The 16498-nt window shown below is 43.5% G+C and carries 13 protein-coding genes; 7 read left to right on the forward strand and 6 right to left on the reverse strand.

What is annotated here, in order from left to right; all coding sequences use genetic code 11:
* Positions 1-12 precede the first annotated feature (12 nt).
* From gpmI to ACFS6H_RS01075, 3 genes are all read left to right on the forward strand, one after another.
* The gene (gene gpmI, locus ACFS6H_RS01065; protein WP_386094112.1) at positions 13-1536 is read left to right on the forward strand and encodes a 2,3-bisphosphoglycerate-independent phosphoglycerate mutase; all 1524 of its coding nucleotides are present in this window, start codon (positions 13-15) and stop codon (positions 1534-1536) included.
* Positions 1537-1901: 365 nt separating this feature from the next.
* Positions 1902-2393: a M23 family metallopeptidase gene (locus ACFS6H_RS01070; protein WP_386094115.1), complete on the forward strand. Its 492-nt coding sequence runs from the start codon at positions 1902-1904 to the stop codon at positions 2391-2393.
* A gap of 112 nt (positions 2394-2505) precedes the next feature.
* Positions 2506-2934, forward strand: coding sequence for a DUF6157 family protein (locus ACFS6H_RS01075; protein WP_386094118.1), 429 nt, complete (start codon positions 2506-2508; stop codon positions 2932-2934).
* Positions 2935-2948: 14 nt separating this feature from the next.
* On the opposite strand, the gene ACFS6H_RS01080 is transcribed toward ACFS6H_RS01075, so the two are convergent.
* Both ACFS6H_RS01080 and ACFS6H_RS01085 read right to left on the reverse strand, forming a co-directional pair.
* Positions 2949-3401, reverse strand: coding sequence for an SRPBCC domain-containing protein (locus ACFS6H_RS01080; protein WP_386094121.1), 453 nt, complete (start codon positions 3399-3401; stop codon positions 2949-2951).
* Between the two features lie 71 nt (positions 3402-3472).
* Positions 3473-3604 (reverse strand): hypothetical protein, encoded by a 132-nt coding sequence (locus ACFS6H_RS01085; protein WP_386094124.1) that lies wholly within the window; start codon positions 3602-3604, stop codon positions 3473-3475.
* Positions 3605-3710: 106 nt separating this feature from the next.
* On the opposite strand from ACFS6H_RS01085, the gene ACFS6H_RS01090 reads away from it, so the two are divergent.
* The 3 genes from ACFS6H_RS01090 to ACFS6H_RS01100 all read left to right on the forward strand — a co-directional run bounded on the left by ACFS6H_RS01090 (position 3711) and on the right by ACFS6H_RS01100 (position 6434).
* Positions 3711-4292 (forward strand): RNA polymerase sigma factor, encoded by a 582-nt coding sequence (locus ACFS6H_RS01090; RefSeq protein WP_386094127.1) that lies wholly within the window; start codon positions 3711-3713, stop codon positions 4290-4292.
* 31 nt (positions 4293-4323) lie between these two features.
* Entirely contained in the window at positions 4324-5847 is a 1524-nt protein-coding gene (locus ACFS6H_RS01095) for a hypothetical protein (protein WP_386094130.1), read from the forward strand.
* Between the two features lie 68 nt (positions 5848-5915).
* Positions 5916-6434 carry a YrhB domain-containing protein gene (locus ACFS6H_RS01100; protein ID WP_386094133.1) on the forward strand — a complete coding sequence of 173 codons (519 nt, stop codon included), beginning with the start codon at positions 5916-5918 and terminating at the stop codon, positions 6432-6434.
* A 14-nt stretch (positions 6435-6448) separates the two neighbouring features.
* Here the strand turns inward: ACFS6H_RS01100 and ACFS6H_RS01105 are convergent, their stop codons facing one another.
* Positions 6449-7360 (reverse strand): AraC family transcriptional regulator, encoded by a 912-nt coding sequence (locus ACFS6H_RS01105; RefSeq protein ID WP_386094136.1) that lies wholly within the window; start codon positions 7358-7360, stop codon positions 6449-6451.
* 127 nt (positions 7361-7487) lie between these two features.
* Between ACFS6H_RS01105 and ACFS6H_RS01110 the strand changes: the two genes are divergently transcribed.
* Complete coding sequence (locus ACFS6H_RS01110; protein WP_386094139.1) at positions 7488-8921, forward strand: sialate O-acetylesterase; 1434 nt, start codon at positions 7488-7490, stop codon at positions 8919-8921.
* 588 nt (positions 8922-9509) lie between these two features.
* On the opposite strand, the gene ACFS6H_RS01115 is transcribed toward ACFS6H_RS01110, so the two are convergent.
* From ACFS6H_RS01115 to ACFS6H_RS01125, 3 genes are all read right to left on the reverse strand, one after another.
* Positions 9510-11816: a DUF5703 domain-containing protein gene (locus ACFS6H_RS01115; protein WP_386094142.1), complete on the reverse strand. Its 2307-nt coding sequence runs from the start codon at positions 11814-11816 to the stop codon at positions 9510-9512.
* Positions 11816-15109, reverse strand: a complete 3294-nt coding sequence (locus ACFS6H_RS01120; protein WP_386094145.1) for a glycosyl hydrolase — start codon at positions 15107-15109, stop codon at positions 11816-11818. Before ACFS6H_RS01120 ends, ACFS6H_RS01115 begins: the two co-directional genes overlap by 1 nt.
* Before the next feature lie 300 nt (positions 15110-15409).
* On the reverse strand, positions 15410-16498 hold the full coding sequence (locus ACFS6H_RS01125; RefSeq protein WP_386094148.1) for a glycosylase: 1089 nt from the start codon (positions 16496-16498) through the stop codon (positions 15410-15412).

A 16498-nucleotide genomic window follows, 5' to 3' on the forward strand; every position in this document is an offset into this window, starting at 1 on the left:
AAATTTTCATTTATGTCTGTAAAAAGAACTATTTTAATAATCATGGACGGCTGGGGACTCGGAAAAGTTGCATCCTCCGACGCTATTCAACATGCAAACGTACCTTTTACTAACTCCCTGTACGGCAAGTATCCACACACTACCCTTACCACTTTTGGCGAGCAGGTTGGCCTTCCGGAAGGGCAAATGGGCAATTCAGAAGTGGGCCATTTAAACCTGGGCGCCGGGCGTATTGTATACCAGGAACTGCAGCGTATTAATGTGGCCATCCGCACCGGCAGCTTTGCACAAAACCCTACTTTATTACAAGCTATTACCTACGCCAAAGAAAATAATAAACTGCTGCATTTACTGGGACTGGTAAGCGATGGTGGTGTACACTCGCATATCAACCACCTGAAAGCCATCCTGGATATTTGCCAGGTGCAGGGTTTACAGCAGGTATATATACATGCTTTTACCGATGGTCGTGACTGTGACCCGCGCAGCGGCTTACATTTTATTACCGAGCTGCATGAGCATACACAAAAAACGGTGGGCGCCATTGCTACGGTAAGCGGCCGTTATTATGCCATGGACCGCGACAAACGCTGGGAACGTGTAAAGCTGGCTTATGATGCCATGGTGCATAGCATTGGCGATACCAATACTTCGGCTATTGACGCAGTAGCTGCTTCCTATGACTCGCACGTAACGGATGAATTTATTAAACCAACCGTTATTGTGAATGCAGCCAACCAACCCATTGCATCCATTAAAGACGGCGATGTGGCGCTTTGCTTTAATTTCCGTACCGATCGTTGCCGCGAAATAACGGAGGTGCTGACACAGACCAGCTTCCCGGACTTTGGTATGCACCCGCTTAACCTGCACTACACTACGATGACACAGTACGATCATAGTTTTAAGAATGTGCATGTTATTTTTGAGAACGATGACCTGCGTAAAACCCTGGGCGAAGTAATAGAGGATAACGGCCTCACCCAGTTACGCATTGCTGAAACGGAGAAGTACCCGCATGTAACTTTCTTCTTCAGCGGTGGCCGCGAAAAACAATTTGAGGGTGAGTACCGCATCCTGATCCCTTCGCCCAAGGTAGCCACCTACGACCTGCAGCCTGAGATGAGCGCTTTTGAAATGACCGCTGCCCTGTTGCCGGAAATAGAGAATAAACGGGCCGATTTTATTTGCCTGAACTATGCCAATGCCGATATGGTGGGCCATACCGGTGTATGGGGCGCTGCCATTAAAGCCGCCGAAACGGTGGATAAATGCGTAGAGAAAGTAGTAACGGCTGCCCTGGCTGCCGATTACACTATTTTCCTGACCGCGGACCATGGCAACTCCGATTATTTAATTAACGAAGACGGGTCGCCCAATACAGCGCATACCATGAACCCGGTGCCTTTGTTCATCATCAGTAATAACTGGCAGGGTACTATTAAGGAAGGTAAACTGGGCGATATTGCCCCTACTATTTTAACCGTAATGGGCTTACCCATACCACCTGAAATGACCGGTGACGTGTTGATATAGTTTTAATCTTTTTATACTATTGAATGCCTGCAGTCTTGCGGGCATTTTTTATGGGGGCTGTCAGCTGTGGTAATGCTATTGAGCTGCAGTTCCCGCTTTCCGCTGTATCCCGTCACGATGTTCCGGTATGCCGCTGCAATCGGGCAGCCCTTCAACTGAATATATAACTGTACATGTACTACAATAAATGAAAGTAGCTTTTTGATTATGGATATAGAGATAATTATTTAATAAAGAAATAGCTTGTTGTTGACTGCTATTTGTGCAACCTGCTTCAATTGAAGAAAACAAGCTCTTTCCGATCTTTCTTTAGAAATCAAGTAAATTGTGCAAGATAGTTGAATGCCCCCTTTGTTTGAATAGATATGATGAAAAGAAAACGTTTACGCAGTGTATTAAAATGGCTGGGATTATTGTTTTTATTATGCATTGCCGGAATTGTCATTGTATTATATGTACCAACCGCCGTAACTAAAAACACTGACAGTTATATTTATGACCTGCCATTTGAAAAAGGTACCAGCCATAAGGTAGTACAGGGTTATGGCGGGCTGTTCTCTCATAAAAATACTGCGGCCATTGATTTTGAAATGCCGGTAGGCACGCCTGTACTGGCTGCCAGAGAAGGGGTGGTATATGCTTATAAAGACAGCTACGATGAGGGTGGACCATTCAGTAAGTATAAAGGAAAAGCAAATTTTATTATGATACAACACAGTGACGGCAGCTATGGCTGTTACTGGCATTTGAAAAAGCATGGTGTAATAACCAAAACAGGGAAAGTAAAAAAGGAGAGCAGATTGGCTGGAGCGGGGCCACCGGCTTTATTTTCCGGCCGCACCTGCATTTTTCAGTAAAACGAAAATTAAATTACCAGATGGACGCTTTTGTACAGACAAGGTTTTACACCAGTGAGGGGATTACAATATTAAAGAACCAGCGTAGCTATCAGGCACCAAATGAATAAATATGAAAACAAACGATAAGGTACATACCACCAATTACTACAATACATTTATCGAGATAGCGGAGGATTGCCCGGGTGGTAAAGCTGTTATCCCGGTTTCAAAAAATGATAAAAAAACTATTGCCCAGATGCAGTATGAGCTGATAGCCAAACACCCTTACCGGTTTACCTCGGATGATGTGCTATTCCAGGTATATGCCGATAAAAATGAGCTGACTAAAAAAGAATATGCCGAAGCCAGGGCTGCCTTTTTTTCCAAAGGCCAGGCTTGTATGCGGGCATCGCCTTTAACCAAGAAACAGGGGTTTGGCATTCATGCCAATGAAGCAGGAAAGATTGCCCTGGTAAGTGCAGGTACTGCGGAGTATCAACGGTTTATAGCAGATAAGGAGGTTAAAAAAGTGAAAGCGATGCGGAGTACCAAAAAATAAACCTCTATTGTTTCTTACATCGTGGTAAGATATTTTTCCAGTTTCGCTACATTTTCTTCCAATCCCTTATCAGCCTTAAATACTTTTACCACAGTTTCAAACAACGCCTCTGTTTCAAATGCCATCGTCCAGTGTAACAGGGTTTGTTCACCTTTTGCTTCAAAGAGAATGGTAGCTAGGTAATCGGGGTTAAAATGCCTGAATACTATTTTTTGCTGCGGTATAATTTCTTCGAATGTACTTTTATTGGGATAACGTTTTTCATCGGGGCCATGCATGGTCAGCCGCCATTCACCACCAGCTTTTACTTCCATAACATGGATGGTATTGGTAAAGCCTTCAGGCCCCCACCAGCTGGCAATATGTCCGGGGTTAGTCCAAGCCTGCCAAACTCTTTCTACCGTAACGGATAAAAGCCTTGTAATATGAAAACTGCGGTTTTTAATATCAATCGTTACCCTTTCCATTGATAAGCATAAAATTATAAAATGTGATTGAGCCTGTCAAATTGCCCGGTACAGCTGAAGGGCTGCCCCGCTTAGGCGTAAATACCGGCGGCCTTATAGCCGGCGGATTGAAGCCGGGCGGGGAACTGTGGCTGACCGTAGTTACTGCGGCCGGTAGCCCCAAAAGCTGTAAATAACAGGTTTTGAGCCTGTGCACTACTCAAACGTTTGTTTTTTGCGTACTAACCCGCTTTTCGCATGAAAAACTACGAAACTAAGCAGCATTTGTATGAAAAAAATGTCTAACTTACAGGCAACCATCGTCACAATATGACTGAGGAAGCTATATTAAAAGGCTGTTTAAGAAATGATGCGGTAGCCCAGCGGGAGTTATACAATAAGTATAGTACCCGTATGCTGGCTGTCTGTTATCGTTTTGCACCGAACCGCGAAGATGCGGAGGATATGCTGCAGGAAGGCTTTATTAAAGTTTTTTTGCAGGTGCACAGCTTTGAGAACCGTGGCTCTTTTGAAGGATGGATCAGGCGGATCATTGTACATACCTGCATTAATATTCTGAAGAAGAATAAGAAGTTTAATGAAAGCGTGGATATTATTCATGCCTCGGGTTTGTACACCAGGGAGGAAAGTATACCGGCCATTATGCAGGCCAAACAGGTGGTGGAGTGTATAAGACTATTACCCATAGGCTACCGTACCGTTTTAAACCTGTATGCCCTGGAAGGTTACAGCCACCGCGAAATTGCCGAATTATTAAATATTGAAGAGAGCACCAGCCGAAGCCAGTACACAAGGGCCAAAAGCATGCTTGAAGATATATTAGTGCATAAACGTATTATGCAAAAACCAAAACCAAACGTTGACTGGTTAGCTGCTGTACACCAGCGTTGATTGGCAAGTTGTTTGCGCCATTAACTGGATTATGGATAGAGAGCATCATAACAGGAATTTTGAACGCTTTTTACAAGAGAGCGTTGATGATTACCAAATGCTGCCTTCTGAGAAAGTATGGAAAGGTATTAATGATACCCTGCATATTAAAAGAAGGTTGTACGCAATTGGTTTGATAGGCCTGTTTATGCTTACTGTTACTGCCGTTACTGCCGTCATGCTTTCTTACCCCGTTAAACAGGTGAATGTACCCGAAGTAACACAGTTGCCTGTGAATGATTTTCAATCGAACAAGACAATGCCGGTTATTAACGAGCCTGTTATTGCCGCCAATAACCCTGAGATACTGGCCCCATCCGGCCGCAGGCATGAAACTGCCAATAAAAATTCCATCATTCATACCATACCCGGTTTAGTGGACGAATCGGTTGTAATGGGTTATAACCCTGCCGGTACCGCCCAGTTTACGGCCATTACAACTGTAATAAGCGAAACAGATAATGTTGCCGGTAACCCTTTACTGGCCAGGGTAGATCATGAAGGCGACCCCGCATCGGGCATTACCAGTAAACAGGTTACCCAGTTAAAACGCAGGAATAATGTAACAGCAACAGAAGTAACCGGTAATGATACGGCACAAGCCACTGTAACCGACGAACTGGTGGCCGTAGCAGATATGCAAAAACATAAAGCACCCAAACAGGGTTTTATGCATGCCCAGCGCTTTTCGCTGATTGAAAATCACAGCAACCTGTACAACCCCATTCATATTGCCACTATTGAAAGTGTGACCAATGGTTATAAACGTCCCAAAGGTTATTTCTGGAAAAAAGTTGACTGGCAGTTACATTTCACCCCATCGATCAGTTACCGTAAGCTGAGCGAGAATAGTACCTATACCAATTCTTCTATCTTAAACCCGAATAATAATCCTTTTGCCAACAGCCGCGATGATATTAACAACGCCGTAACCCATAAACCCGACCTGGGACTGGAGTTTGGCCTCACCGGCAAATATGGTTTAAGCAACCGGTTAAAGGTTAAAGGCGGAGTGCAGTTAAATGTAAATCGTTACGATATAAAAGCGTTTATTTATAACCCACAGATGGCCAGCGTGGATGTAAGCAATGGCAGCGGTAATAATTTTGCCTCCAGCTGGACCTATTACAATACTTTCAGCGGTTATAAAGCCAACTGGATCAAGAATTTTTATTTCTCCGCATCGCTGCCTATTGGCCTGGAGTATAAAATATTCGGTAATGACCGTACTTATTTAGGCGTGTCAGGAACCATTCAGCCTACTTATGTGATCAGTAACCGTTCGCACCTGATATCATCGGATTATAAACATTATGTGGAAGTACCCTGGCTGATACGCCGGGTGAATGTTAATTCGAGCTTTGAAACCTTTGCCGCCTTCCGCACAGGCAAAACACAATGGCAGGTGGGCCCACAGATACGTTACCAGATGCTGTCGAGCTTCCAGAACAAATACCCCGTTAAAGAGAACCTGTTTGATTTTGGTTTGAAGATCGGTATGCAGGTTAATCAATAAATACCGAGGCGCTTTTAAATTTCTTTTTTCTTTTACCGGCACTCCCTACAATTATTTTTCAATTCATAATGATCAGTTTACAGGAAGCTAAACTTATAGCAGAAAAACAGATACGTTTGATTCAATTTCCAGATAATGATTCACTGATAATCATTGATGAAATGATTATTGAAAAACCCTATGCCTGGATATTCCCTTATACTTCAAAAAAACATTGGGAGACAGGTGATAAGCAATATGTAATTGGCGGCAACAGTCCCTTATTTGTTTCAAAAACGACCGGCCATATATCCACCTATCGATCAGGATTAGATATAGAAGCAATGTTTGACCATTACGAAGAAGAAAACACAATCTGGATATTGTCACTGCGTATTGACCAGCATATTGATATTAAAAACCTTCTATCACTTAAAAATATTATGGAATGGACACAGGGAGAATTGAACGCTTTCAAAAAAGACAAAAAGCTGATTCTTGATATGGGTTCTGCACGAAGACTAGCCATAATCCAGGAACGTTTAGCTATGAATGAGATTAAAACAGATTTAGTACTATCAAATAAAACATCTGGTTTCCCCCGCTGAAAACACGGCAGGAGTTACTCCTGTTTTTTCAATGCCCTGTATTTGCGGGGCGATACGCCAATGATGGTCCTGAAACGTTTGGAGAAATAATAGGGATCATCAAAACCCATATTGAAGGCAATTTCCTTGATAGAATGGCTGGTAAAATCCAGTTGCTGGCAGGCACGCTGCATTTTCATTTGTAAAAAGTAATCGATAGGAGCATAGCCTGTCTTTTGTTTGAACAGGTTGGAGAAACGGGATACCGAGTAGTTATAGTTTTTGCTCAGATCGCCCAGGGCTATATTCTCCGCCAGGTGTTCACGCATATATAAAATAGCATTGTCTACACAATCGAGGTTATTGCTGTCCACCTTATCATTATGCCTTTCGCTGTATACAAAGAGGGTGAGATAATGCGCCAGGCACATATTGGCAAAAAGCAGGTTATCGATACTATAACCCAGTTGCAGGGTTTTATAAATACGGGTAAAGATGGCAATGATCTCATTGTTACTTTTGATATGCGAGGGCTTGAAGAATTGCTGGACCGCGTATACCTCGTTTAAAGTAGGCAGGGAAGTACCACCAAAATGTATCCAGTAAATACTCCAGGGGTTTTCGTCGCTGCTGCCATAGGCATGCTCCTGGTTTTGCGGCAGAATAAAAAATTCGTTCGGCCCTACTTCATAGCGTACACCGTTCAGCTGGTACCAGCCATGACCATCCACGCAATAAAAAATAAAATTTTCCGGCAGGCCTTTTTTACGATAGGTATAATGATCCTTGGCCTTGGGATAATGCCCGATAGAGCAGATATGTAAATGTTGTAACAACAGGTTTTGCTGCACACGGGATTTCAGGATATTTTTGGGAATATCAATACGCTCACGGCCCATGCCGTACCATATATTGTTGTGTGAACCTTCCTTGTTTATTTCTTTCATACAGCCGTATCCCGTTAAAAACGGCAAAAATTACAAAAAAATTGACTATCCCTGCCCGGTTATTTTATTTTAACATTATCTGTTAACCCCATAACAGTTTTTATAGCGGTATCGGTTAATTTTACGCATGACTATTACTTCTTTTTTCCGTACTATATTATTTGCCCTTGTCCTGGCTTTAGCCCCTTTATTTTCTTTTGCCGCCATTGAACTTCCCTATTTTTTTGGCGACAATATGGTGCTGCAGCAACAAACCAAAGCCGCGATCTGGGGCCGGGCAAAAGCCTCGGCCACTGTTACCATCATACCCTCATGGAATAAAAAGAACTACACGGTAAAAGCAGATACCGGCGGAAAATGGAAGACCCAGATAGAAACCCCGGTTGCCGGCGGACCTTATACCATCAGGATAAGTGATGGTGATGCTATTACACTGAATAATGTATTAATAGGTGAGGTTTGGTTGTGCAGCGGCCAGTCAAATATGGAGATGCCGATGAAGGGTTATAAGGACCAGCCTATTTTAAACAGCAACGATGCCATTTTCAATAGCGCCAATGACCAGTTGCGTTTTTACGTGGTGCCCCGTTCAGCTAAATTAATGGTACAGGATACTTCAAAAAAGTATGACTGGAAGATAGCCAACCCGGAGACTACCGCGGGCTTCAGCGCAACCGCTTATTATTTTGGAAAATTATTACAGGAGCGTTTGAAAGTGCCTGTAGGCCTGGTCAACATCAGCTACGGTGGCTCCACAGCCGAAGCCTGGATGAATAAGGCTACTTTGCAGGAGTTATTCCCTGAAATAAAAATACCTGATACCGATAAACCCGATAACCGTACCCCTACTGCTTTATATAATGGCATGTTATACCCCTTTATAGGTTTTACCATCAAAGGTTGTATCTGGTACCAGGGCGAAAGCAATTATGAACGTCCCGATCAATATGAAACCCTTTTCCCGGCTTTGGTACAGGAATGGCGTAAGGAGTTTGGTCAGGGCGATTTTCCTTTTTATTTTGCCCAGATTGCACCCTATAATTATGCGCAGTTGCCACCCTATAACAGTGGCGGCAAGTTTAATTCGGCCTACCTGCGTGATGCGCAGCGCAAGGCAGCTGAAAAGATCAGCAACAGTGGTATGATCGTGTTACTGGATGCCGGTGAAGAGAATAATATTCACCCCGCTAATAAAGCAATAGCAGGTAAACGTTTTGCTTACCTGGCATTGGCGCAAACCTACGGACAAAAGGGATTTGCCTATACCAGTCCTTCACTGGCTAAAGTAACCTACGATAAAGGCGTGGCCACACTCAGCTTTAATAATGCACCCAATGGTTTTACTTCATTCGGTAAACCTTTGATGCAATTTGAAGTTGCGGGAGCCGATAAATTTTTCCGACCGGCCAAAGCCAGTATTGTACGCGGCAATATTGTGGTATCAGCGCCGGAAGTGAAAGAACCCGTAGCGGTACGTTATGCTTTTAAAGATTTTGTAACGGGTGATCTGTTCAGTACGGAGGGGTTCCCGGTGTCAAGTTTCAGGACGGATGATTGGTAGGGAATTATGAGTTATGAATTAGGAATTGAGTTTTTACCCGCAGATGGGCGCTGATGGGTTACGCGGATCATCGCTGATTTTTTATATATCTGTGCAAATCTGCGGTGTGTTTTATTTGCGAAAATCTATGAGAAAGACATAGTAATCAATGGTCTGATTTATGGAACAGATGATGACCTGAAATTCAAATTTTTTACCCGCAGATGGGCGCTGATGGGTTACGCGGATCATCGCTGATTTTTTATATATCTGTGCAAATCTGCGGTGTATTTTATTTGCGAAAATCTATGAGAAAGACATAGCAATCAATTGTTCTGACTTATGGAACAGATGATGACCTGAAATTCTTTTTTTACCCGCAGATGGGCGCTGATGGGTTACTCAGATCATCGCTGATTTTTTATATACCGGTGTAAATCTATTGCGTATTTCATTTGTAAAAATATATGAGAAAGGCATAGCACGCAGATCATCGCTGATTTGTAAATATATCTGTGCAAATCTGCGGTGTATTTTATCTGCGAAAATCTGCGGGTAAAAAACGTAAAATTTATAACCCTTCATTCATAATTTATCATTCATCATTATCTACCGTATCAAAACCTCTACATCTTCCTTCCGCTCCAGCGGTAATACCGTCAGCTTTTGCAGTTTACCATCTTTCCACTCCGCTTCTACCGTTGTATTAAATGGGGCATGTAGTTTAAAGTGTACATCTTTGTCTTTAGGCCAGGCGGGAAAGAGTAAGATACGTTTGCCATCTGTTTGTAATAACATTTCCTGTAAACCGATCATACCACTGCCACCCCAGTTATGGTCAGGCACCCAATCAAAACCCGGGCCCCAGAAGGCGGGGAAACGGCGTTCGCTGTTCTGTAATTTTAAAGCAGTAATGCGCCAGGCCTCTTCACTTAAACCTAAACGTGCCGCCCAGATATTATCCTGTTTCCAACCCACATGACTGCGAAATTTAATAACACTGGTATCATACAGCCAGGTATTTAATGCCGTATCTAAACCAGGCTTGCCAACCCCGTAAATACCCCAGGGGTACACCGGGTATAGCTGCGGCGACTCCACATTATTGATACGCTCCCAGGTAATAGCCGGGGCAATAGTAGACTTACTATTAAAAGATGCGAAATTAATTGGTGGTATACGCTGTAAGAAGCCTGTCCATTTTGTCTTTCTTGCTTCATTGTTTTGTATCGCTTCCAGTTGTAATAATTCTTTTGTCACCACCTGCAGAGCAGCAATGGTAGCATTGGCATTATAAGCCATTTTAAATGTTTCTGCCGCAGAGCCCGGGTATAAAACCAGCTTACCGTTACCATCCAGGGCTTTACGGCCACGTTGCAAGGCCAGGTACTGGTAATGTTCATCAAAGAATTGCAGGCAGCTTTCTATAAAAGGAATTTTATCATCGCTGGATTTGCCCGTGTACTGGTGTTCCTGCAACATCATTAAACAAAATTCCAGTACAGTATCCCACTGGTATTCCAGCCAGGCATTATACTCCACCCCTTTATCAAAGCCAGCCGGGCGTTTCTGGCCGTATTCCGCTATGTTAGGGAGACCAAAGTTTTCCATCTGCTCGGTAAAACAGGCCCCGCCGTGGTTCCAGTAAACTTTACTGCGCAGTTCGGCATTTTTTAACAGGCGTAAATAAAATTCAAGCTGAGGCTGTAACAGGTCCCAGTCCCCGTTTTTGATCATGGGAAAATACACGAGGCGCTGGTTCTGCATTGTATGTAAACCGCCGCCCCAGTTCCTGAAATCGGGAGTGAATTTTCGGGTAGTATCGGTGAGCACCGGATCAACGGTGAACAAACCACCATTGAATTTTAAAGGCCATTTACTGTTATTGTTACTCGCCAGCATATAGCGGAATAACTGGAAATTCCGGCCTATCTCCCAGGCTGTGGGATCAGTTTGCTGATGGCCGGTATAGATAAAACTGCGGTTCCAGAATTGCTGCCACCATTGCTTATTAAGCGCCGGTTGCCTGTTGGCTATACGGCTGTACAATTGTTGCAGGCTATCTACCGAATGTTGCCACTGTGTAATAGCAGTAGCCTGTGTATTGAGTAAGTATAATTGCAGGGCAAAAGACCGGGTTGCTTTTTTTGTTTTCAGCTGCCAGCTTTTATAGGGTGTATTGATATATACCCCTTCGCTGTTACCAGCAGCAATAAAATCTTTTGCTACCAGTTTGCCTCCAAATATCAAATGCTGTAAAGGATTATACAACTGATCCTTAACGGCTGTTAATCCTTCCTCTTTCACTGTAGCATCAAAAATGGTCTCTCCTATGTTTTGGTGATAGAAACTGATGCCATTGCTGATAAACCCGATCTCATCTTTTTTAACCAGCTGTTCTTTGGGCAATACCCATTTCCAGGAATTACCAAAGCCTTCATTTTTACGCAAGAAATGATCCTGGTAACGCCAGCTTTCATACGCTACAGTGGCATTGACGGGTTTGTTACTTTTAAATTCGATATTGGCTACCGGGTGAAAAACATCCACCCATATTTTTACCTGTGCTTTAATGCCATGCTGTTCGGCATTTATGGTAATATAACCTTCCTGTAAATGAAGTTCCTGTTTAAAATTGTTACCATTAAAAACAGCCGGTGAAGTGCTGATGCGCAGGCGGCCTGCTTTCATTAAACCATTGTTCTCATCAAAGCTGCCGGATTTGGCAGCATACACCATCAGATCGCCATTTTCTACCCATACATTCAGGCCAATATCACCACCGCCGCAGGGCATGGACTCGCCCGCGTTTTTGCTTTGGCTATTCCATACTACATTATAAGCAGCAGGTTGCTGTGCCTTTACCGTGAGCGCAACGATGATCAGTAATAATACTATCAGGCTTTTTGTATTCATTAATCTACGAATAAATATATGTTACCTGTCATTCCCGCAGGTAACAGGGGTTTGTTTTTTAATGAGTAAGGTGAGTTATGATAAGTTTCTCTTTGTTCAAGGGGCAACTCTTCGTCCAGTTTTAAACGGTTACGCCAGGTATTGGTTACTTTTATTTCAACAGTATTATTCCCTTTTTTAATTGCTTTTGTAATATCAATATTATAAGGATAGGTCCACAAGGTGCCACAATCAATACCATTAACCGTAACAGTAGCTATATTATATAAAGAGCCGATAGTTAGATTTACCGGCCGATCCGGTAAATCTCCTTCCCACTTAATATTATTGGTATAGGTAGCAGTACCTGAATAGTATTTAATAGCTGAATCCGTAAAGGTAGTCCAGCTCTTTAATCCATCCAGGCTGTACTGCTTATCCTCATTACCAAACTGTAATTGCCACTTGTTGGTAAATAGTACCAATCTTCGATCTACTATACCAATTTTAGCGCGTTTAAAAACAATCCTTTCTGTTGTTGGCGTAAATACAATAAACACAGATTCTGATGGTGCCAAATTTAGGTCCAAATAAGTTTTATTATTTTTTAAACCGCCATATTCAGCTTTATAATATTGACCTGTTACCGGGTTCAATATCCATGGTTGTTTGTCTTGTTGATTGAATACTATCTCTTTTCCCACATATTCTCCTGTTTGATTGGATAAAAAATAGATATCCGTTTCTCCCTGCCTGCGATGTGTCCAGGCAATTTTATTTTTCCCATCAATCACCTCCACATCTTTGATAATACCCAGTTTTAAGAAATCATTATCTGAATAAGGCGCTGGTATAAAGTTTGTCCCGGTTAATCCATATAGTTTATTATCCACAATAATTTTTGCCCCTGCTGTTGCCAGTGCTTTGAGTTTATTTTTCACCGCCACACTCATGAGCGTATTTGTATTTAGGGGATGTTTACCCGGTATCACCAATACGGCATAACTGGCGCCGCCCGGTGTTACTACTCTGCCGTTTACCACTGTCATCTGCATTAATACATCGGGGTTAAAACAGTCGTATTTATAACCATTCAATGCATCAATATATAATTCAGGATCGGCCATATTAGCAGCATGCGATACGCCATCGGGTATGGTACGCATAGGCTGGCCTGTATTCTGTAAACGTATACGTTCTGCCGCTACTTTATCTTCTCCAAAAAGGCCAGGCAATGTACTTACCAATCGGTCAGGCAATAGTGAACGCCTTGGAATATCCTCCCCAATAAAAACCGCAATATCCGTTATCGGCTCTCCCATCTGCAATAAAGCCTGGCTGCGGGTAAAATAGTCGAGCCAGGGTTTGCTTTGTGCAAACCAGGTCTGATCACGCTGGTAAAAAAGCCCGATACCATCCAGGGTCATGCCCGGTTTTTTATCTAACCATGGACTATGCATAAATACATGTAGAGATAACTTGTTGATACCATCCGCAAAAGCCCGGTCACTCAGGGTTTTCAGGTTGCCCGGATGTTCGCCCCAGTCCGTACGTAAAGTGGTAAAGGCCTCTGCGCCTATTAGCTGCTTACCATAAATATGCCCGCCGCTGATCGCATCCAGCATATCGTTGGGTTTATCGTGTGTTGGACTGTTAAGCCAGAATTCGCCCATGGGTACATCCGCGTATTGGTAATGTTGCAAGCCGTCCGTTACAAAAGTAGGCGCCATGCTTTCGGCACTGAACAGGCATCCTTTTGTTTTAGCCAGCTTTTGTAAAGTGCCGTAGAATTTTTCATTCACCAGGTCGGTAATAGTTTGTCTTACATCGTGTAGTATTTTTTCTGATGCAGCAGCACTGTTAACAGGTGTACCGGTCATCACCAGCAGGTAAGGCATCAGGTCATAGCCTCTTTTCTTTTTAAACTCCGCTGCAAAGTTTGCACTCCAATTCTGGCTGCCACATTCCCAGCTATCCATGTGAAAATATTTGATAACCGCTTTAGCCGCTTCAGTATCCGTTTCCGTAAAGAATTTAGCGAACCAGTTATTGAATTGTAAGGTGATGGCCTCCGGACTGAATTTATCTGTTTCCAGTCCCTTGCCACCACCGGCCGTATTGTTTTTATAACCTGTAGAAGTGTGGCCGATCCGCACAATCACCCAGCCCTTTCCCTTGGGTGGCGTCCAGTTGAGTTCGCCATTTGCCGAAAGTTTACTGCTAAGATTGATGATGTTGTTTTGCGGAACAGCCTCTTTATGGTTTACTTCCTGCGTAGTAGTACTGGCCGCCACTCTCCAGACACTCCCGTTTTTTCCTTCGTAGTTATTGATCACCGGTTCATCGCTCACATAAATGCCCTGCACTCTTAGTACCGGCTTCCATTTAGCAGCGTCCAAATCTTCACTACCCGGCTCCGTACCATCGGCCGTCCAAAGAAAACGGATGTATTTTGATGTAAATGTTTTCACTGCATGGGTATAGGCTTCATCCCAATCCTGCCAGCCATGCCTTGGCGGTTGTAACGTATCTACCGTAATAAAGTTTTTACCATCCCTGCTTTGCTGGATAATAAAGCGTTGGGCCTGGTAGGCATTGTTCTGTTTTTTTATCTTCATCTGGCGCACGGTCACTGCCTCGGTATAAGTGTATTGTATCCAGCAAATACTGTCGCCCCGGAATGTTTGTTTAGCGGCTGATTCGTCAGCCAGGAAGGAAGCTTCTACACCGGTGCTGGTGGTAACAACCGGCTTTAACTTTTTAACAGCGATTTGATTTTTATAGTTAGCCGGATAAGCATAAACGGCCACATCCCTGTAAAAATTTTCATTGCTTTCCGGTTGGGTAAGCCTGATCTTTTTGGTGTTACCAGCTTGTATAAAGGTTTTGGTCCACACCAGTTTTTGCATACTCTGCTCGGGTTTTATCCAGGGGCCACCGGCCAGGGCAAAACCATCGCTTACATGTATCCCGATTTCCAGTTGCAAGCGTTGTGCTTCCTGCAAAGCAAAACGCACCATCCCCCACCATTCCGGTGTTAACTGGCGTACCTGCGGTTGAAAAGGAATTTTTGCATTGGTGTCTTTGATGGTCATTAAATAAGCCCCGCCAAAACCCACCTGTTTCATGGCTTCCAGGTCGGCTTTAATACCTTCTTTACTTACCGCGCCATGCAGCCAGTACCAGATTGCCCAGGGTTTGGCAGCGGACGGCGGGTTGTTGAAACGTGTAAAAACCTCACCTTGTTGTGCCTGCAAAAAATGTACAGACAACAATAGTGCGAATAATAAAAATATATTTTGTAAAGATTTCATTTATAACTTTTTCTTTTAACCACAGCGTTGACGGAGTGCTTTCACGGTGTTACGCAGAGAAAGCAACTCAGTTTGTAGCTTTCATACGTCAGGTCCGCTGCGGAATACAGGGTTAAGCAGCTAACAAAACGCCGTGTAACCCTGTGTATCAACACCCTTACCTCTTTGGTTATCCTGTTACACACGCCGGGGCCCTGCGGGAGACCAGGCTGGGAAGTAGTTGAATAGTATTGATGCAGTACAAGTGTGCGACGCAAGGAACGATGATAGCAGCACTACAGATCGGCAACAAAACAATTACTACCTGAACACCAGTTTACTTTTTCCTTTATCAACAGATGTAGCCACTGCAATGCCCCTGTTATCCTTTTTATCCACCGCACAGTAAAAATGGTATACCACCCCTTTATCTTTTACCACAAAACTTTTGTGCGCATATTTGGCATCATATAGTTCTGAGGGATTAATTAAATCCGCACCATTCCAGTCTGTCCAGTTCACCAGATCGTAACTGCAGGCAAAACGGTTAAAGGTATCGTTCTTCCTGTTTTCCCAGAAGGCCCCGAAGTAAAACATTACCCAAAGGTTATTTATTTTCTGTATCACACCGTCACCGGTTATGCCGATTTTATGATGCACTACCGGATCAGCGCCAATACGCTCCCATTTTATCATATCATGTGAACCGGCCATGCCAATACGTTCAAACCAGCGCCATTTGGGTGTATTGTTGCTGCTGTCGCCATTGGCATTGTAATACATCACGAAAGGATAACCGGTTGTTTTATTTTTATCCCAGATCACCGAACTTTTAAACAGCTTTTTGTTCTCCCACCAGCGTGTATCCGGATCGCTATGTGTTAATACCGGCTGTGCTATTCTTTCAAACTCGTTAGCCCGGGTAATCGCCTTTGATGAATAAGCAATACCAATGGATAGAGGCCCTGCTTCATAACCACGGTCTTTACCCCCAAAATAAGAAAGCCAGTGTTTATTGTTATACTGCTGCCATTTGTAAGAGCCGCCCCAGGTATGATCCTGTAAAGCAATATAACCGGCCTGCTGGTGACCATCCCAGCGGGTACTGTCCGTAAAACTCATGATACGGCCCAGGGTGGTCCAGTCCAGCAGGTTTTTACTGCGTGACAACCATGTTTCATAACCGCGGCCATCAAAAACCACATAGGTCATGTACCAGTATTTACCCTGGCGGTATACCGAAGGACAATCTATTTTTTTACCGGTATCCGGCACCACTACCAGTCCATATTTATACGGGGTTTTTACTTCCTCGTATATTTTTTGCATATCGGCCTGCGGTACGGTTTGTTGTGCCGCTGCTATTAAGCCGCACTGCAGACTGATAATAATTGCAATAATTTTTTTCAT

Origin of the sequence: Terrimonas rubra (assembly GCF_042686025.1) — a bacterium.
GTDB lineage: Bacteria > Bacteroidota > Bacteroidia > Chitinophagales > Chitinophagaceae > Terrimonas > Terrimonas rubra.